This is a genomic window from Priestia filamentosa, assembly GCF_900177535.1.
Taxonomy (GTDB): Bacteria; Bacillota; Bacilli; order Bacillales; family Bacillaceae_H; genus Bacillus_I; species Bacillus_I filamentosa.
On record NZ_FXAJ01000001.1, the window covers coordinates 150960 to 170082 of the forward strand.

Annotated in this window: 21 protein-coding genes and 2 other annotated features; of the genes, 20 read left to right on the top strand and 1 reads right to left on the bottom strand. The window is 37.3% G+C overall.

Annotation, left to right across the window (positions count from 1 at the left end; all coding sequences use genetic code 11):
• The first annotated feature begins 56 nt into the window (after positions 1-56).
• The 15 genes from ytaF (at position 57) to B9N79_RS00915 (ending at position 12962) form a co-directional block, all read left to right on the top strand.
• The gene (gene ytaF / locus B9N79_RS00845) at positions 57-692 is read left to right on the top strand and encodes a sporulation membrane protein YtaF (protein WP_019391225.1); all 636 of its coding nucleotides are present in this window, start codon (positions 57-59) and stop codon (positions 690-692) included.
• 21 nt (positions 693-713) lie between these two features.
• Positions 714-1310 carry a dephospho-CoA kinase gene (gene coaE, locus B9N79_RS00850; RefSeq protein WP_040056910.1) on the top strand — a complete coding sequence of 199 codons (597 nt, stop codon included), beginning with the start codon at positions 714-716 and terminating at the stop codon, positions 1308-1310.
• A 133-nt stretch (positions 1311-1443) separates the two neighbouring features.
• Positions 1444-2475, top strand: a complete 1032-nt coding sequence (locus B9N79_RS00855; protein WP_019391227.1) for a glyceraldehyde-3-phosphate dehydrogenase — start codon at positions 1444-1446, stop codon at positions 2473-2475.
• Between the two features lie 344 nt (positions 2476-2819).
• On the top strand, positions 2820-3200 hold the full coding sequence (gene speD, locus B9N79_RS00860; RefSeq protein ID WP_019391228.1) for an adenosylmethionine decarboxylase: 381 nt from the start codon (positions 2820-2822) through the stop codon (positions 3198-3200).
• Between the two features lie 170 nt (positions 3201-3370).
• Positions 3371-3835: a transcriptional regulator NrdR gene (gene nrdR, locus B9N79_RS00865; RefSeq protein WP_019391229.1), complete on the top strand. Its 465-nt coding sequence runs from the start codon at positions 3371-3373 to the stop codon at positions 3833-3835.
• Between the two features lie 24 nt (positions 3836-3859).
• Positions 3860-5272: a replication initiation and membrane attachment family protein gene (locus B9N79_RS00870; protein WP_040056909.1), complete on the top strand. Its 1413-nt coding sequence runs from the start codon at positions 3860-3862 to the stop codon at positions 5270-5272.
• Between the two features lie 64 nt (positions 5273-5336).
• Positions 5337-6272 carry a primosomal protein DnaI gene (gene dnaI, locus B9N79_RS00875; RefSeq protein WP_019391231.1) on the top strand — a complete coding sequence of 312 codons (936 nt, stop codon included), beginning with the start codon at positions 5337-5339 and terminating at the stop codon, positions 6270-6272.
• 94 nt (positions 6273-6366) lie between these two features.
• A complete protein-coding gene (gene ytxC, locus B9N79_RS00880) occupies positions 6367-7215 on the top strand; it encodes a sporulation protein YtxC (RefSeq protein ID WP_040056908.1) in 849 nt (282 codons plus the stop codon).
• A gap of 343 nt (positions 7216-7558) precedes the next feature.
• Positions 7559-9502 (top strand): threonine--tRNA ligase, encoded by a 1944-nt coding sequence (gene thrS, locus B9N79_RS00885; protein ID WP_085117676.1) that lies wholly within the window; start codon positions 7559-7561, stop codon positions 9500-9502.
• 129 nt (positions 9503-9631) lie between these two features.
• Positions 9632-9761: a sequence feature (ribosomal protein L20 leader region), on the top strand.
• A gap of 40 nt (positions 9762-9801) precedes the next feature.
• Entirely contained in the window at positions 9802-10344 is a 543-nt protein-coding gene (gene infC / locus B9N79_RS00890; RefSeq protein WP_046217995.1) for a translation initiation factor IF-3, read from the top strand.
• A 30-nt stretch (positions 10345-10374) separates the two neighbouring features.
• On the top strand, positions 10375-10575 hold the full coding sequence (gene rpmI / locus B9N79_RS00895) for a 50S ribosomal protein L35 (RefSeq protein WP_019391236.1): 201 nt from the start codon (positions 10375-10377) through the stop codon (positions 10573-10575).
• A 31-nt stretch (positions 10576-10606) separates the two neighbouring features.
• Positions 10607-10966: a 50S ribosomal protein L20 gene (gene rplT / locus B9N79_RS00900; protein ID WP_019391237.1), complete on the top strand. Its 360-nt coding sequence runs from the start codon at positions 10607-10609 to the stop codon at positions 10964-10966.
• 94 nt (positions 10967-11060) lie between these two features.
• Positions 11061-11312 carry a DUF1294 domain-containing protein gene (locus tag B9N79_RS00905; RefSeq protein WP_082023552.1) on the top strand — a complete coding sequence of 84 codons (252 nt, stop codon included), beginning with the start codon at positions 11061-11063 and terminating at the stop codon, positions 11310-11312.
• A 15-nt stretch (positions 11313-11327) separates the two neighbouring features.
• Positions 11328-11816 carry a dUTP diphosphatase gene (locus B9N79_RS00910; RefSeq protein WP_019391239.1) on the top strand — a complete coding sequence of 163 codons (489 nt, stop codon included), beginning with the start codon at positions 11328-11330 and terminating at the stop codon, positions 11814-11816.
• 60 nt (positions 11817-11876) lie between these two features.
• Positions 11877-12962: a M42 family metallopeptidase gene (locus B9N79_RS00915; RefSeq protein ID WP_040056906.1), complete on the top strand. Its 1086-nt coding sequence runs from the start codon at positions 11877-11879 to the stop codon at positions 12960-12962.
• A 32-nt stretch (positions 12963-12994) separates the two neighbouring features.
• On the opposite strand, the gene sspI is transcribed toward B9N79_RS00915, so the two are convergent.
• A complete protein-coding gene (gene sspI / locus B9N79_RS00920) occupies positions 12995-13204 on the bottom strand; it encodes a small acid-soluble spore protein SspI (protein ID WP_019391241.1) in 210 nt (69 codons plus the stop codon).
• 130 nt (positions 13205-13334) lie between these two features.
• Here sspI and B9N79_RS00925 point away from each other — a divergent pair, with 130 nt between their 5' ends.
• From B9N79_RS00925 to B9N79_RS00945, 5 genes are all read left to right on the top strand, one after another.
• Positions 13335-14078, top strand: coding sequence for a TrmH family RNA methyltransferase (locus B9N79_RS00925; protein ID WP_040056905.1), 744 nt, complete (start codon positions 13335-13337; stop codon positions 14076-14078).
• Positions 14079-14140: 62 nt separating this feature from the next.
• Positions 14141-14376 (top strand) — a binding site (T-box leader).
• Positions 14377-14444: 68 nt separating this feature from the next.
• A complete protein-coding gene (pheS, locus tag B9N79_RS00930) occupies positions 14445-15479 on the top strand; it encodes a phenylalanine--tRNA ligase subunit alpha (protein ID WP_040056904.1) in 1035 nt (344 codons plus the stop codon).
• Positions 15480-15493: 14 nt separating this feature from the next.
• A complete protein-coding gene (gene pheT, locus B9N79_RS00935; RefSeq protein WP_019391244.1) occupies positions 15494-17908 on the top strand; it encodes a phenylalanine--tRNA ligase subunit beta in 2415 nt (804 codons plus the stop codon).
• Between the two features lie 329 nt (positions 17909-18237).
• Positions 18238-18498, top strand: coding sequence for a cell division protein ZapA (gene zapA / locus B9N79_RS00940; protein WP_019391245.1), 261 nt, complete (start codon positions 18238-18240; stop codon positions 18496-18498).
• 6 nt (positions 18499-18504) lie between these two features.
• A complete protein-coding gene (locus B9N79_RS00945; RefSeq protein ID WP_019391246.1) occupies positions 18505-19044 on the top strand; it encodes a CvpA family protein in 540 nt (179 codons plus the stop codon).
• The last annotated feature ends 79 nt before the right edge of the window (positions 19045-19123 follow it).

Sequence of the window (19123 nt, forward strand, 5' to 3'; positions counted from 1 at the left end):
ACAATGGATGGGCTTCTTCCATATAGTAATCGTAAAGAACTGGAAGGAGCCTAGTAATGACAGCACAACTTTCTTTATTTTTATTAGCATTTGCTGTAAGTCTTGATAGCTTTAGCGTTGGCGTAACATATGGATTGCGTCGCATGGGGCTGCCTTTTAAATCCATCATTATTATTGCTTGTTTTTCTATGTTTTCTCTTGTTTTTTCAATGTTTGTTGGAAAAGGCCTTTCTGCTGTTTTTTCACCAGAGGTGATGGAGAAAGTAGGCGGTGGAATTTTAATATTTCTTGGTGGATGGGTATTATTTCAATTTTTTCAGCAGTCAGATGAACCCCACAATAGAGTAGGCCCAAAAGTGCTCCTTGATTGGGAAATCAAATCATTAGGAGTAGTTGTCCACATTTTAAGAAAACCAACTTCAGCGGACTTTGATCGGTCAGGATCTGTTACAGGGATAGAGGCTGTTATGCTTGGTTTAGCCCTCTCGCTTGATGCTTTTGGGGCAGGAGTAGGAGCTTCCCTTTTAGGATATTCAACTATCTATCTTGCTATAGTTGTCGGGAGTATGAGTGCGCTCCTTTTGTATGCTGGTTTGAAATGTGGAAATGCTTTTTCACAACTTAGTTGGATGAAGTTTTTTTCATTTTTACCAGGTGTGTTACTTATTGTACTTGGAATATGGAAAATGTAAAAAGTGAAAGGACGAAGAAACATGGCCATTACAGTTGGATTAACAGGAGGAATTGCAAGCGGGAAAAGTACTGTTTCCGCTATATTGAGAGAACATAATATTCCTGTTATTGATGCAGATATTATTGCACGTGAAGTTGTAGAACCAGGAAAAGAAGCTTATAACCAAATTGTTAAATGTTTTGGTCGTGATATTCTTTTAGAAGATGGGACACTCAATCGCAGTGCTCTCGGAGAGATTGTGTTTAATGATGAGCAAAAAAGACAGCAATTAAACGTTATTGTTCATCCAGCAGTGAGAAAAGAAATGCTTTCTAAAAGAGATCATTATTTGCAACATGAAAGAAACGTTATATTAGATATACCGCTTTTATTTGAAAGTAATCTAACCCATCTTGTTGATAAAGTACTGCTTGTATATGTTGATGAAGAGGTACAGCTTAAACGTTTAATAGAGCGAAATGGCTTTAGTGAACGTGAAGCACTAGCACGTATAAAAGCTCAGGATCCTCTCAAGGATAAAGTGGCAAAATCGGATGGAATTATTAATAATAATGGCTCAAAAGAAGAAACAAGGAAGAAAGTTACACATATTATTGAAAGTTGGAACTTAAAATAGTTAAAAGAGGTCATCTCTTTTAGCTATTTTTTTTGAAATGTGTTTTTTAACTATAGCGTTTTCTTTTTAATGTGTTATACTTAAGTAACAATAAAAGATAAAAAGTATAACATAATTTGAGAGGGGAATGGCTATGAAGGCAAAAGTAGCAATTAATGGATTCGGAAGAATTGGTAGAATGGTATTCAGAAGCCTAATAAAAGAAAGCGGTGTTGATGTTGTAGCAATTAATGCAAGTTATCCAGCTGAAACACTTGCACATCTTATAAAGTATGACACAATTCATGGTAAATTCGATGGTGAAGTCATTCCTTTAGAGAAAGAGCTTCTTGTAGACGGAAAGAAAGTGCTGCTTTTGAACTCAAGAGATCCTCTTTTGCTTCCATGGGGAGATTTAGGAGTAGATATTGTTATTGAAGCAACTGGAAAGTTCAATTCCCGAGATAAAGCACAGCTTCATATTGATGCAGGGGCGAAAAAAGTAGTGTTAACAGCTCCAGGGAAACAAGAAGATATAACAGTTGTAATGGGTGTGAACGAGGAAAAATTAAATTTGGAGAAACATCATATTATTTCGAATGCTTCATGTACAACAAACTGTTTGGCACCTGTCGTAAAAGTTCTCGATGAGAATTTTGGAATTGAAAACGGCTTGATGACAACTGTTCATGCTTATACAAATGATCAAAAAAATATTGATAACCCACATAAAGATTTACGACGTGCGCGTGCATGCGGTCAATCAATAATTCCTACATCAACTGGGGCAGCAAAAGCTCTTTCGCTTGTACTTCCTCATATGAAAGGTAAAATGCATGGAATGGCTCTTCGTGTGCCAACGCCAAATGTTTCACTTGTCGATCTTGTTGTGGATGTGCAAAAGAACGTAACGACTGAAGAAGTTAATAAAGCATTCCAGCAAGCTGCTGCAACAAACTTACGAGGCATATTAGACTTTTCAGAAGAACCGCTTGTTTCAATTGACTATAATACAAATCCATTCTCAGCTATTGTTGATGGACTATCAACTCTCGTGATGGCTGATCGAAAAATTAAAGTATTAGCATGGTATGATAACGAATGGGGATACTCCAAAAGAGTTGTCGACCTTGTTAAGTTAGTGGGAAAAGAGCTTTTTCAACAAGCTGAACTTGGGATGAGTTAGAAAAAAGCCTGCCTTAATGGTGGGCTTTTTTACATAATTTTAATTGGCAATAAAGCTTTATAGAAATATTTCTCATTTTAAAAATGAAATCATAAATAAATATAGCTTCACAAATCCTAACGAAGTGGCACTTCTCTTTTTTATTTAAAAAAGATGTGTTGCAAAATAATTATAAACAAAGTATACTATGTTTTGTGAAATTCTTATAAGCCTTTTGCAGGCTAGCTACTTAAAGGGTTAGGACCTCCTTGGACTAACTTTCCCCCGTGGTAGTTAACGTGCGCTAGTGATCAGAGACTTATAAGGAATTTGTATTTAAAAATGTTGAAGGGGGAAACATAAGTATGGAAACAATTGGTCGTCACGTAATCTCAGAGCTATGGGGATGCGATTTTAACAAGTTAAATGATATGGATTTTATTGAAAAAACGTTCGTTGATGCAGCACTAAAATCAGGTGCTGAAGTTCGAGAAGTAGCTTTTCATAAATTTGCTCCACAAGGTGTAAGTGGAGTTGTTATTATTTCGGAGTCTCATTTAACAATTCACAGTTTCCCAGAGCACGGCTATGCAAGTATTGATGTTTATACGTGTGGAGAGATGGATCCTAACATTGCAGCAGATTACATTGCTGAAGAGCTAGGAGCAACAACTCGTGAAAATATTGAAGTTCCACGTGGAATGGGTCCTGTTCAAATTAAACAAAATCAAGCAAATGCGTTATAATAATAATACAGCTGTAGAAAGAGGTGTCTATGTACACCTCTTTTTTGTTATATCCTTTTATAAGTGGCAAACTAAGTAGCAGAAAGTAGAACTGTTTGTAATAAACCTTGTATTTATAAAAGAAGTTCTATAAGATAAAAATACAAAAGTGAGAAGTTGGAGCTGAGAATATGAAATGTCCTTCTTGCCATTCAAATAGCACAAGAGTCTTAGATTCACGACCAAGTGATGAAGGACGTGCTATTCGTAGGCGTCGTGAATGTGAATACTGTCATTATCGTTTCACAACATTTGAAAAAGTAGAAGAAATTCCGCTTATTATTGTTAAAAAAGATGGTGTGCGTGAAGAGTTTAGTCGAGAAAAAATCTTACGCGGTCTTATTAGAGCTTGTGAAAAAAGAGCGGTACCATTAAAAAAACTTGAGGAAACAGTACGAGAAATTGAAACAGAGCTTCGCAATCAAGGAGGATCTGAAATTTCATCTGATTTTATTGGTGAAATGGTGATGGAACGTTTAGCAAAGATTGATGAAGTAGCTTATGTTCGCTTTGCCTCTGTTTACCGTCAATTTAAAGATATTAACGTATTTATTGATGAATTAAAAGAATTAATTAAAAAAGAACAGCAGAAATAACCGGAGAAGAAAGGTACGAATAATATGACTTCTCAACATTGGAAAGAATTGATTGCTATTGATCGTTATGTTGTTCATACAAATGATATTCTCCATGACTATGATCGTCAAATTATTACAAAGCTTTATCAGCCTCTTATCGGTCCAATCGGCTACAGTTTGTATATGACATTATGGAGCCAACTGAAAGAAAAAGAGCACTGGGGAAAAGAAGTCACCCATCATTATTTAATGGCTATGATGCAGTGTGGTCTTCCAGAAATCTATAGAGAGCGTCAAAAGTTAGAAGGAATTGGTCTATTAAAAACATTCGTGAAGGAGGAGCAAGAGCATAGGCTTTTTGTTTATGAATTAATCCCACCGCTAACTCCTCACGAATTTTTTAATGATGGTGTTCTAAACGTTTATTTATACAATCGACTAGGTAAAAACGTTTTTCAGAATGTTAAACAACATTTCTTATATCCCTCTCTGTCAAAAGATCAGTTCAAGGACGTTACTCGTTCTTTCAATGACACATTCCAAACTCTACATATGAGCGAAATAAGCAGTGTGCAAAAAGAAGTAAAAAGCACATTAACGAATAAAGAAAACCTTAAATATGTAGGAGAAGCAAAAAGTAACGGTATATCACTTGATGATCACACGTTTGATTTTAAGCTTTTTCTAGCAGGTCTTAGTGATACAATGGTACCTAAAAAAGCGTTAACAATAGAAGTGAGAGAAGCAATTCAAAAAATCTCCTTCCTTTATAAAATAGATCCGATAGAAATGAAAAATGTTGTTATTGATGCAATTGATGAAAATGATGAGATCAACATTGAGAATCTTCGAAAGTCGGCACAAAACACGTATTTATTTAAATCAGGGGAAAGTTTGCCAACGCTTGTCGAAAAAATACAGCCTGATAAATTAAAAGAGGAAGAGAAAGAGCTAATAGGGCAAAATCCTGAAGATGAGCTCATTCCTCTTTTAAATAATATTTCGCCAAGAGAGCTTCTAGAAGGATGGTCACAAGGTGCTCAAGCTTCAAAAGCAGATTTGCAAATTATTGAAGACGTGATGTTTAAGCAGAAGCTAACACCTGGGGTTGTGAATGTTTTGATTTATTACGTGATGATTAAAACAGATATGAAGTTATCAAAGTCATACGTAGAAAAGATTGCAAGTCATTGGGCGCGAAAAGGAGTTAAAACAGTAAAAGAAGCAATGGATCTTGCTAAGAACGAGCATAAAGAATATCAGCAGTGGGAAGAGACGAAAAAGCAGTCAACAAATAAGAAAACAAGAAAACCTATAAGAAAAGAAATGGTTCCTGATTGGTTGAAAGAAAAAGAAGAAAATTCTGTTGAAAAGCTAGATGATGAAGAGAAAATAAAAGAAGAAGAGCGTAAAATGGAAGAGATATTAAAGCACTATCGCGAGTCAGAAGAGTAGTCTTTTTGTCGAAAAAGCGATACGATAGCTAGTGTCTTGTAACTAGTGAAGGTAGGTGAGGAAAGTGCAGCCAATTGATCGTTCTTTAAAAAAAGTAATGCAAAAGCCAGATTTTAAAACACGGCTTTCCAAAATGCGCATGATGGTGACAAATCAAAAAGAAGTGCAGGAATTTTTGCAAGAACATCGAGCAGAAATTGACGATAAGATGATTGATCGTAGCTTAATGAAGATGTATGAGTATACAACTCAAAGTAAACAGTGCAAAAACTGTCCATCATTAGATCAATGTATTAATTTAGTGAAAGGATATGAGCCAAAGCTTACTTTGCAAGGCAAAACAATTGATTTACAATATGATCGCTGTCCAAATAAAATTGCCCATGATCAAGAAAAAGAATACAAAACCCTTATTAAAAGCCTTCATCTTCCTCGTGAAATTTTGGATGCTAAGATGGGTAATATTGACATGGGACGAGGGCGAGCTAAAGCACTAACGCTTGTTCATGAGTTTTTACAAAACTATGAAAACGGAAAGCCTGCTAAAGGTTTATATATATATGGGTCGTTTGGCGTTGGAAAAACGTATTTTTTAGGTGCCATTGCAAACGAGTTAGCAAAGCGAAACATTCAGTCTATTCTTGTTTATCTGCCTGAATTTCTACGCGAGCTTAAAAACTCTTTAAAAGATTCAAGCTTAGGAGAAAAAATTGAGCTTGTGAAAACAGCTCCTATACTTATGTTAGATGACATTGGGGCAGAGGCGATGAGCAGCTGGGTACGAGATGATATTATTGGAACAATTCTTCAGTACCGAATGCATCAAAGTTTACCGACATTCTTTACATCAAATTTAGGAATCAAAGAGCTTACACATCATTTCACGTACTCACAGCGTGGTGAAGAAGAGGCGCTGAAAGCAGCTCGAATTGTAGAGCGGGTTAAGGCCCTTGCAACTCCTGTGAATTTGGTTGGAGAAAACCGAAGAGAACAAAAATGAGCAAGTCTATTACGAAAAGTAATGGACTTGCTCATTTTTTTTGCTTTCCTTCCATATATATGTAAGGGACGATGTTAGGTAAGGGGGGAATTGTTTGATTAGTGTAACGTTCGAACGAGAAGATGAAGCAATTATAATGCATAACTTATTAAAGCATTTTCGAAGAAGAACGCGTGTAAACAGGCTTTGTACAATTAATCGAATTAATACCGAAATTTTCATTCATATAAATGAACATAGAGAAACGACAATGAAAAATATTATTGTACCTGCTTTTACAACGTATGTTATTCGAGAGAAAGAAGAGAAATTTGTTTCATATCTTTTAGAAGACCTCTCTTTATATAGTACATGGGAAGAGCAGCAGCGGCTTTTTGCAACAATCTATTCTGTTATAAAGTGTGATGAAAAAGAACGTTCCCTTTACAAAAATTCAAGGTGGCAACTTGTAAACGAAGCTGTTCAAGATTTTCTTCAAGAAGATTTTGCTTTCTCTTTTGATGCCTTTAGAACATTCCGGTTAAAAGAGTACTATCAACGAATTTATCACTATATTCAGCTTGGGGTTGAAGAGCATGAGAAAGAAGAAGACTATCAAGTTTTTATTCATGAATTGCGTGATATTATTCAAAAAAAGAAAACGTGGTTTCAGCATATTTCCATTGTATATAATGGTGAATTTCGGTTTTATGAAGAGCCATTTTTGGAGATAACTAAAGAGAGCGTTGAAAAAGCAAGAAAAGAGTTTCTAACAGAATATCCGTCTTTACGCGTGAATGAAAGAATTATTGCCCCACTTTTAAAATGGGCTCCGCGTAAAATTCACCTTTATACAGATAAATGGGATCATGTTTTGATTTCCACTATCCAGACAATTTTTGAAGAACGTGTTTGTCTTCTTCCACTTCAAAAGTTTCCGCCTCCTTCCCAAAGTAAAGGTTGATTTACGACAAGATTATTCTTATAATAGGAACGTACATTTTTTAAATAACAAAAGTAATGATGAGGACACGAACGTATGCAATACGGTTTGCAGAGAGGGAAGATAAAGCTGTGAGCTTCCTAACACGATTCATATGTTTACCACCTCTAAACTTCAGTAGTGAACGAGCATGCGCTTTATTAATTGCTGACGGGAGCCCCCGTTATCAACACTTGGAGCTGTTCTAGTGCGGTTATTTTGCATGAGCAGAAACAAGGGTGGAACCACGATGATTATATACATAACTCGTCCCTTTTTTTAGGGACGAGTTTTTTATTTTTTACATTTAAAAGGAGTGACCGAAATGGAGGAAGTAAGAAAATTAACATTCCCAGATGGATCAGTAAAAGAATTCGAAGTGGGAACAACAACAGAGGATGTAGCTTTTTCAATTAGTCCTGGACTTCGCAAAAAAGCAATTGCAGGTAAAATAAATGGAAAAGAAATTGACTTAACAGCCCCAATTCAAGAGGATGGGAAAATTGAAATCTTAACACAAGGTTCAAAAGAAGCGCTTGAAATTCTTCGTCACAGTACAGCCCATTTAATGGCTCAAGCTATTAAACGCTTATATGGTAATGATGTTAAACTTGGCGTTGGCCCAGTTATTGAAAGTGGGTTCTACTACGACATCGATATGGAAGAATCTATTACACCTGAAGACTTACCTAAGATTGAAAAAGAGATGCAAAAAATTGTGGATGAAAACTTACAAATCGTTCGCGAAGAAGTATCTCGTGATGAAGCACACAAAATGTTTGCTGAGATTGGTGACAACTTAAAGCTTGAGCTTTTAGATGCTATTCCAGCAGATGAAACAGTGTCTATTTACCGTCAAGGCGAATTCTTTGATCTTTGTCGCGGTGTTCACGTACCTTCAACAAGCAAGATTAAAGTGTTCAAACTGCTAAGTTTAGCAGGAGCTTACTGGCGTGGAGATAGCAAAAATAAAATGCTTCAACGCATTTATGGAACAGCATTCTTTACAAAAGATGAACTAAAAGAACATATGCGTCTTCTTGAAGAAGCAAAAGAACGTGATCATCGTAAAATTGGTAAAGAATTAAACCTATTTGCAAACGTTCAAAAAGTTGGACAAGGCCTGCCGCTTTGGATGCCAAAAGGTGCAACAATCCGTCGTATTATTGAACGTTATATCGTAGATAAAGAAGAGCGTCTTGGCTATGACCATGTATACACTCCAGTTCTTGCAAGTAGTGAACTATATAAAACATCTGGTCACTGGGATCACTATCAAGACGATATGTTCCCTGTTATGGAAATGGACAACGAACAGCTTGTTCTTCGCCCGATGAACTGCCCGCATCACATGATGATTTATAAACAGGATATCCATAGTTATCGTGAACTTCCAATTCGTATTGCGGAGCTTGGAACAATGCATAGATATGAAATGTCTGGAGCACTTTCAGGCCTTCAACGTGTTCGAGGTATGACGCTTAATGATGCTCACGTTTTTGTTCGCCCAGCCCAAATTAAAGATGAGTTCGTTCGTGTTGTTCGTCTAATTCAAGAAGTATATCAAGACTTTGGATTAAACGACTACTCATTCCGTCTTTCTTACCGCGATCCTGAAGATACAGAAAAGTATTATGATGATGACGAAATGTGGAACAAAGCTCAAACTCTTCTTAAAGAAGCGATGGACTATCTTGAGCTTGATTACTATGAAGCAGAAGGAGAAGCAGCTTTCTATGGTCCTAAGCTAGACGTTCAGGTTCGTACAGCTCTTGGCAAAGACGAAACACTTTCAACTGTTCAGCTTGACTTCTTACTTCCAGAGCGTTTTGATTTAACTTACATTGGAGAAGATGGCAAACAGCATCGTCCTGTTGTTATCCACCGTGGAGTTGTATCAACAATGGAACGTTTTGTTGCTTTCCTTATTGAAGAGTATAAAGGTGCATTTCCAACTTGGCTTGCTCCTATTCAAGCAAAAGTCATTCCTGTATCACCTGATGTGCATTTAGAGTATGCAAAACAAATTGAAGATGAGCTTCGTCAAGCAGGATTACGTGTTGAAATTGATGAGCGTGATGAAAAAATGGGATATAAGATTCGTGAAGCTCAAATGCAAAAAATTCCATACATGCTTGTTGTAGGAGACAAAGAACGTGATGAGAAAGCTGTAAACGTTCGAAAATACGGTGAGCAGAAGTCAGAAACAGTAAGCTTTGAATCCTTCCTTTCAGCTCTTAAAAACGAAGTTGAACAAAAAGGAAAGTAATTTGTTAATAAAAATTGTTGCATATTTTTGAGTGCTCTGCTAAAATAGTTTTTGTTGCACTTTAAAGCAATTTGTTGACATGCTCAGTTGAGATGTGATATGATTTCTAAGGTAAATTGAATACTTGTTTGTGGAAAGAAGAGGCACCCGCTTCTCACCTGATTGACGCATCTTTTGCAGTTGATAGGTTTCAACACAACTTTTATGATAATATAAAAGCTGACGTGTGGGTGCTCTGTGCTCACACGTTTTTTATTGACTACTATCAACAGAGTGCTTCAATCCCAAACGTATTCCCTATAAAACCTTGGAGGTGGCTACTTATTAGCAAGGATAACACTTTAATCAATGAGAGCATCCGCGCTCGTGAGGTACGCTTAATCGATCAAAACGGAGATCAAGCCGGAATTAAATCTAAGCAAGAAGCGCTTGAAATGGCAGGTCGTGTAAACTTAGATCTAGTGCTAGTTGCGCCAAACGCAAAGCCACCGGTATGCCGTATTATGGATTATGGTAAATACCGCTTCGAGCAACAAAAGAAAGAAAAAGAAGCACGTAAAAATCAAAAAGTGATCAATGTGAAAGAGGTTCGTTTGAGCCCTTCTATTGATGAACATGATTTCAATACAAAGCTTCGCAATGCACGCAAATTTTTATCAAAAGGTGATAAAGTAAAAGCGGCTATTCGTTTTAAAGGTCGCGCCATTACTCATAAAGAGATTGGTCAGCGTGTACTTGACCGTTTTTCAGAAGAATGTGCAGATATTGCTGCTGTAGAATCTGCTCCGAAAATGGACGGTCGTAGCATGTTTCTTATGCTTACGCCTAAGACGGATAAATAATTTTTAAAATTAGATGAGGAGGAACATCTCATGCCAAAAATGAAAACACATCGTGGAGCTGCAAAACGTTTCAAGAAAACTGGATCTGGTAAACTTAAACGTTCTCACGGTTACACAAGTCACTTATTTGCAAACAAATCAACAAAACAAAAGCGTAAACTACGCAAAGGTGCTCTTGTAAGCTCTGGAGACTACAAACGCATCAACCAATTATTACACAACGTTAAGTAATTTATAGTTAGATACACAGGAGGGAATTATTATGCCACGCGTAAAAGGCGGAACAGTGACGCGTCGTCGTCGCAAAAGAGTACTTAAGTTAGCTAAAGGTTTTTTCGGTTCTAAACATCGTTTATATAAAGTAGCAAATCAACAAGTTATGAAATCTCTAATGTATGCATACCGTGACCGTCGTCAAAAGAAACGTGACTTCCGTAAACTATGGATCACACGTATCAATGCGGCTGCACGTACAAACGGTCTTTCTTACAGCCGTTTAATGCATGGTCTTAAACTAGCTGGTATCGAAGTTAACCGTAAAATGCTAGCAGACCTAGCTATCACTGATGAGAAATCATTTGCTGAATTAGCAAACGCTGCAAAAGCTCAACTAAACAAATAATATAAAGGTGTCCAAGCGGCACCTTTTTTATTTGGACGAAAAAAGCTCTGCTCTTTATAATGAAGAGGAGAGCTTTTCTATTAAGGAGTTATATATGGTAATTTATTATGTCATTGTAAATATAATTGGCTTACTCATAATGAGAGAAGATAAAAAAAGAGCACAACAGCATGCTTGGCGAATTTCAGAAAAAACGCTTTTTCTAATTGCCCTGCTTGGAGGAGCACTTGGCGAAACCATTGGGATGTACACGTATCGTCACAAAACGAAACATCCAAGTTTCACAGTTGGCTTTCCGCTTTTTATGCTGCTTCACATTGCTTTTATCTACATAATATTGAAATAAAAAGGAGAATTCTTTATGAACTTTACACAGTTATTTTCAATGCAACGCGAGCTTGATACACATATTGAACAAAAACACGGGTTACAGGAAGAATCATTAATCCAACGTAAAACGCTAGCTCTTCTTGTAGAATTAGGAGAGCTTGCAAATGAGACGCGCTGCTTTAAATTTTGGAGTTTAAAGAAACCGGCAGAACGAGAAGTAATCTTAGAAGAGTATGTAGACGGAATCCATTTCATCCTTTCTCTAGGACTTGAAATAAATATTGACCAAGAAAAAGATTTTAAAAAAGAAGAAAATGACAATAATATAAATGAGCAGTTTTTATACGCATATCAAACCATTTCTGCCTTTCAAGTCAATCAAGAAGAACAGCACTATGAGGCAATGTTCTCAGCTTATTTACAGCTTGGCCATCTTCTAGGCTTTTCGGCTGAGGATATCAAACGTGCATATTTAGAGAAAAATGAAGAAAATTTCAAGCGTCAAGAGCAAGGATATTAGAATAAAAGGTTCTTTTTCGATATAATAAAGAAGAATTTACCTTTAAGGAGGCTGAATAGGGTGGCTAAACTTGATGAAACTCTAACAATGCTTAAAGACTTAACAGACGCAAAAGGAATTCCAGGAAATGAACGCGAAGTTCGAGCCGTTATGGAGAAGTACATATCATCTTACGCAGACGACGTGACAACGGATCGTTTAGGAAGCTTAATTGCAAGAAAAGTGGGAGATGAGAATGGTCCCAAAATTATGATTGCAGGTCACTTAGATGAAGTCGGCTTTATGGTAACAAATATTGATGACAAAGGATTTATTCGTTTCCAAACCGTTGGAGGCTGGTGGTCACAAGTTATGCTTGCCCAGCGTGTCACAATTGTTACTTCTAAAGGAGATGTGACAGGGATTATCGGTTCAAAACCACCGCATATTCTTCCTCCAGAAGCGCGAAAAAAACCGGTTGAAATTAAAGACATGTTCATTGACATTGGCGCAAGCAGCAAAGAGGAAGCGTCAGAGTTTGGCGTTCGTCCTGGAGACCAAGTTGTCCCATATTTTGAGTTTACTGTGATGCAAAATGAAAAAATGATGCTAGCAAAAGCTTGGGATAACCGAATCGGGTGCGCTATTGCAATTGATGTTTTAAAAGGATTAAAAAATGAAAATCATCCGAACGTTGTCTATGGAGTTGGTACTGTTCAAGAAGAGGTTGGTTTACGGGGTGCTCGCACATCTGCAACGCAAATTGAACCTGATATTGCATTTGGTGTTGATGTTGGGGTTGCAGGAGATACACCTGGTGTCACAGAAAAAGAAGCATTAGGTAAAATGGGGAATGGTCCTCAAATTATCCTTTATGATGCCTCAATGGTTTCTCATAAAGGCCTTCGTGACCTTGTAACAGATACAGCAGATGAGTTGAATATTCCGTATCAGTTTGATGCAATGGCAGGCGGTGGTACGGATTCTGGTGCTATTCACCTTACAGCAAACGGAGTTCCTGCGCTTTCTATTACAATTGCAACGCGTTATATCCACTCACACGCTGCAATGCTTCATCGTGATGATTATGAAAATACAGTGAAGCTGATCACAGAAGTTGTGAAGAGACTTGACCGTGATAAAGTAAATGAAATTACGTTTAACTAATAAAAAAGGAGCTCATATGAGCTCCTTTTTTATTAGCTACTTAATCCTTGTTCAAGGGTTGAAAGCATCTCTTCTTGATCCTCGCGATTTGAATGTTCCCAAATAATTTCAAATAAAACACCAAGGCCAGGAAGCATTTTTTCTTCCTTACTTTCGATTGCATCTTTAATTGTTGCTTCAAGCTCTTGTTGAGAATTACCGGATACATTCGATATAATAGCATTGCGCAAGTTTAAATCCATTCTTTATCACCTCGTTACATTGTAATGAACAGTTTTATTATTTTCAGGTGAAAGGAATTATATGTATTGTTAGCATACTTTTAGAAGCAGAGATTGAATCAGCACCAAATGCTGTAGAAGGAGATATATTGTGAAACGAATTGACTCAGTAAAAAACCCTCGTGTAAAAGCGTGGAAGAAGTTAAAAACACGTAAAGAGCGAGAAAAAGAGGGTCTTTTTCTCGTTGAAGGCTATCATCTTGTTGAAGAAGCTTTAAAGCACGGTGTTCGTGAACTCATTATGAGTGAAGACATTGCACTTCCAAATCATTGGGATGTGAAGGAATGTGAAGTGTATATTGTTCCTAGTTCACTTATTAGAGAAATAGCGGATACTGAAACAACACAAGGAATTCTAGCGGTTTGTGAAATGAGAGAAGAAGATAAAGGGAAACCTGCCGAAAAAATATTATTAATTGATGGTATTCAAGACCCTGGAAACTTAGGGACGATTATTAGAACGGCAGAAGCATCTGGCATTGAGCTTGTTGTATTAGGAAAAGGAACAGTAGACCTTTATAACGGGAAAACAATTCGTTCTACACAAGGTGCTCTATTTCATGTACCAATTATTAGGGAAGACCTTGGTGCATTTATTTCTGAGCTTAAGGAAAGACAAGTCCCAGTGTATGGTACATCTTTGAAAAATGCTTTACCATATCGTGAAGTTGAAAAAAGTGAAAAGTTTGCTATTCTGCTTGGGAATGAAGGAAGTGGTGTAAAGGAAGAATACTTAGAGATGACAACTCAAAACCTTTACATTCCGATTATCGGGAAAAGTGAATCATTAAACGTAGCAGTTGCAGCAGGCATTGTCCTTTATCATTTCGTTTAATCCTTTGTTGCATCCTGCATATGTTTTACCTATAATAGTTCTATAAGAAATAAAATATAGCTGTAAAAACAATGACAGAGAATAGTAGCTTATGTTTCACAATCAGGGAGAAGATGCCGTGACTGAAAGCATTTTTATGGAGAAACGAAGTGAACGTTCACCTCTCGAGTTGGCACTGGGACCATTTAATTTTAAATGTAAAAGTGTACCGGTAAAATGCCGTTATTGAAATAAAGTTGAATGATATCTTTATGATACATTAACAAGGGTGGTACCGCGATCAAACCTCGTCCCTTTCTAGGGATGGGGTTTTTTATTGTTGTTTTTTAGAATACAGCACAGAAGTTAAAAGGAGGATGTTAGTTCATGAAAGAACGTTTGCAAGAGCTGAAAGAAGAAGCGTTAGGAAAAGTGGAAAGCGCACAGAATTTAAAAGAAGTTAATGACGTTCGCGTTGCATATTTAGGAAAAAAAGGTCCTATTACAGAAGTTCTTCGCGGCATGGGGAAGCTGTCAGCAGAGGAACGTCCTGTTATTGGATCATTAGCAAACGAAGTACGTGAAGAAATTGCCTCTCAAATTGCGGCAAAACAAGCTCGTCTAGAAGAGGAAGAAGTAGAGCGCCAACTCGCTTCAGAAACCATTGATGTAACATTACCTGGGCGTCCTGTGAAAACAGGAAATCATCATCCGCTTACGGCTGTTATTGAAGAAATGGAAGATCTATTCCTTGGGATGGGTTACAGCATTGCAGAAGGTCCTGAAGTTGAAAAAGATTACTATAACTTTGAAGCTTTAAATTTACCAAAGGGTCATCCTGCTCGCGATATGCAAGATACATTTTACATTACAGAGGATACGCTACTCCGCACGCATACATCTTCTGTGCAGGCTCGTACGATGGTTGCATGTGAAGGCAAGGGACCTGTTAAAATTATTTGCCCTGGTAAAGTGTATCGTCGTGACAATGATGATGCAACACATTCACATCAGTTTACCCAAATTGAAGGGCTTGTTGTAGATAAAGACATTCGCATGAGTGATCTAAAAGGAACGCTTGAAGTATTTGCGAAAAAAATGTTTGGAGAAGAGCGTGAAATTCGTCTTCGTCCAAGTTTCTTCCCGTTTACAGAGCCATCTGTAGAAGTTGATGTTTCTTGTTTCAAATGTTCTGGTAAAGGGTGTAACGTTTGTAAGAAAACAGGCTGGATTGAGATTCTAGGAGCAGGTATGGTGCATCCAAACGTACTTGAAATGGCCGGTTTTGACTCAAAAGAGTATCAAGGATTTGCATTTGGAATTGGTGCAGAGCGTATCGCCATGCTGCGCTACGGAATTGAAGATATTCGTGAATTCTATACAAACGACGTTCGATTCACAACACAATTTAAAAGAGCATAAGAGGAGGTTCTAATATGTTTGTATCTTATCGTTGGTTAGAACAATATATTAATTTAGAAGGAATTGACCCAAACGAACTAGCAGAGAAAATTACCCGCACAGGAATTGAAGTAGAAGGCGTAGAAACGTTAAACAAAGGAATCAAAGGCGTTGTTGTTGGTCATGTTTTAGAATGTGAGCAGCATCCAAATGCTGATAAATTAAATAAATGTCTTGTTGATGTTGGAGAAGGAGAACCTGTACAAATTATTTGTGGTGCTCCAAATGTTGCTAAAGGTCAAAAGGTAGCAGTAGCAAAAGTTGGCGCTGTACTACCAGGGAATTTCAAAATTAAAAAAGCAAAGCTTCGTGGTGAAGCATCCCACGGTATGATTTGTTCTCTTCAAGAGCTTGGTATTGAAGGTAAGCTTGTTCCAAAAGAATACCAAGAAGGCATTTTTGTATTTGCAGATGATGCGGAAATAGGGCGCGATGCACTTGAACTTTTAAATCTGGATGACCACGTTCTTGAGCTTGGCTTAACGCCAAACCGTGCAGATTGCTTAAACATGCTTGGAGTTGCATACGAAGTTGGAGCTATTTTAGATAACGAAGTGAAATACCCAAGCGTTGAGCTTCAAGAAAGCAGTGAAAAAGCAGAAGACTATATTAGAGTAAACGTTGAAGCAAAAGAAGATAATCCACTTTATATTGCACGCATTATTAAAAATGTAAAGATTGGACCATCTCCATTGTGGATGCAAACACGTCTAATGGCAGCTGGAATCCGTCCGCATAACAATGTTGTTGATATTACAAACTACGTTCTTTTAGAATATGGGCAACCTCTTCATGCCTTTGACTATGATCGAATTGGTTCAAAAGAAATTCTCGTTCGTCATGCGGTAGAAGGAGAAAAAATTACAACGTTGGATGATCAAGAAAGAACGTTAAAAGGTGATCATCTTGTTATCACAAACGGAGAAACGCCAATTGCTCTTGCTGGAGTAATGGGGGGAGCGGACTCTGAAGTGAAAGATGATACAATAAATGTATTATTAGAATCTGCTTACTTTGCTGGTTTGAGCATTCGTAAATGTTCTAAAGACCACGGTCTTCGAAGTGAAGCAAGTGCTCGTTATGAAAAAGGAATTGATCCAAATCGCGTTCGTGCGGCTTCTGAGCGTGCAGCAGCTCTTATTGCTCAGTATGCAGGTGGAGAAGTAGTAAGTGGAGTTGTTGAGGAAAATACATTAGATGCCGAGCCGAAAAGAGTAGATGTTACTCTTGCTAAAATTAATGGTGTACTTGGAACAGAGCTTACAGTTGATGAAGTAACAAGCATCTTTAAGCGTCTTCGCTTTGAAGCTATTGCAGATGGAGAGCAGATTTCTGTAACAGTTCCAACTCGTCGTGGAGATATTACGATTAGTGAAGACTTAATTGAAGAAGTTGCTCGTTTGTATGGATATGATCATATTCCTACAACACTTCCTGTCGGGGAATCAACGCCAGGACAGTTAACAAGTTATCAAGAAAAGCGCCGTCGTGTCCGTCGCTACCTTGAAGGAGCAGGAATGCTTCAAGCCATTACGTATGCCCTAACAAGTGAAGAAAAAGCAGAGCAGTTTGCACTTGAAGTGTCAAAGCATGTTCGTCTTGCTATGCCAATGAGTGAAGAGCGTTCAACGCTACGTTTAAGCCTTATTCCACACTTATTAGAAGTTGTGAAACACAACATTGCTCGTCAGCTTGATTCTGTTGCTCTGTACGAAACAAGCTCTGTGTTCCTTTCAAAAGAAAATCAAGATTTACCAACTGAAAGAGAACATTTAGCAGGTGCTGTTTCAGGGCTTTGGCATATGCATATGTGGCAAGGGGAGAAAAAGGTTGTTGATTTCTTCACTGTAAAAGGGATTTTAGAAGGGTTATTTGATGGTCTTGGATTAGCAGCACGCATCGAGTTCCAAGCAAGTAAGCATGACGGAATGCATCCAGGTCGAACAGCAACTATTTCGTTAGATGGAAAAGAAATTGGGATTATTGGTCAAGTTCATCCGCATACAGCAAAACGCTATGATGTTCGTGAAACATATGTATTTGAACTTGATTTACAAACGCTTCTTTCAGCAGATGTTGAGGATGTTGTTTATGAAACAATTCCGCGCTTCCCGTCTATTACTCGTGATATTGCTCTTGTTGTTGATAAAGGTATTTCAGCTGGCAAGCTAGAGCAAGAAATCCGTGCTACGGGTGGGAAACTATTGAAAGATGTAAAAGTTTTCGACCTTTATGAAGGTGAGCACGTTGAAGAAGGTAAAAAGTCAATTGCTTTCTCGCTACGTTACTTAGATCCAGAGCGCACGTTAACAGATGAAGAAGTAACTTCAACACATGAAAAAGTATTAGAAGCTCTTCATACTAAATTTGATGCATCACTACGTTCTTAAGTTAGAAAAGGGGAGAAGTCTTTGACTTCTCTCTTTTTATTTCTCTGAAAATCAATTTCTTGACCTGGAAAATTTTGATCCTGTATAGTTGTTGAAAAGTTATGTTGTAAAGAATATTAAGAGTATTTACTTAAAAGTTCTACATTTTTAAAATAGAAAATACATTAAGAGTGTGGCACAATGGCAGTAAATGTTTATAATGAAGAAGTAAAAGAGTGTCATAGAATTTTTTACATAAGGAAGCTATTTTACAAGAAATGGTGTTTCCTTCTTCATATCATCCGTGTTATGATATAGAATAGGATTTTTGTGGGAACGGAGGATCTTTTGTGTCAAAACGGAGAAGAAATCGAACAACGGTCGACATATATGGGCAACAGTATAATATAATAGGTGATGAAAGTACAAGCCATGTACGCCTTGTCGCTTCGATTGTTGATGATAAAATGAGAGAAATTAACTTAAAGAACCCACAACTAGATATTAATAAACTAGCGGTCTTAACAGCTGTAAATGTTGTGAACGATTATATAAAATTAAAAGAAGAAGTTGAAAGATTAGAAGAGGAACTCATAAATAAGAAGGAATGAAGAACTATGCTCGTCGATATTATAGTGTTAATAATGTTATGCTACGGGTTTTTAATTGGCTTAAAGAGAGGATTAATTCTACAAGTAATTCGTCTTGTTAGCATTGTGCTTTCCATTTTCGTAGCTTACATGTACCATGAAGCTCTTGCTGAAAAACTTCAGCTATGGATTCCGTATCCGTCTGTTGAAGGAGGAAATGCTGTATCTCTTCTTGTACAAAGTTCTTATGCAGAAGAGCTATTTTACCGTATCATCTCATTTGCCATTCTTTTCTTTTTGACAAATTTGGTGATTCATATTATTGGCTCGCTCTTTGATTTTGTAGCACAGCTTCCGATATTGCGTCATTTTAATAAATGGGCAGGAGCCATCCTTGGATTTGTAGAGATTTATGTAATTGTTTTTATTGTGTTGTATGTTATCGCACTGCTTCCTGTCGGCGGTATACAAGCACAAGTTCAAAACTCATCTCTTGCAGGGATTATTGTAAATCACACCCCATATCTCTCTGATATGATTCCAGAGCTATGGGGGAAAGATATGTAAAAAAGCTTGGCGATTTTTCGTCGAGCTTTTTTATGTTCTTTTGTAGAGAGAGAAAGAAGTAAGGGCAGAAGAAGGCGGT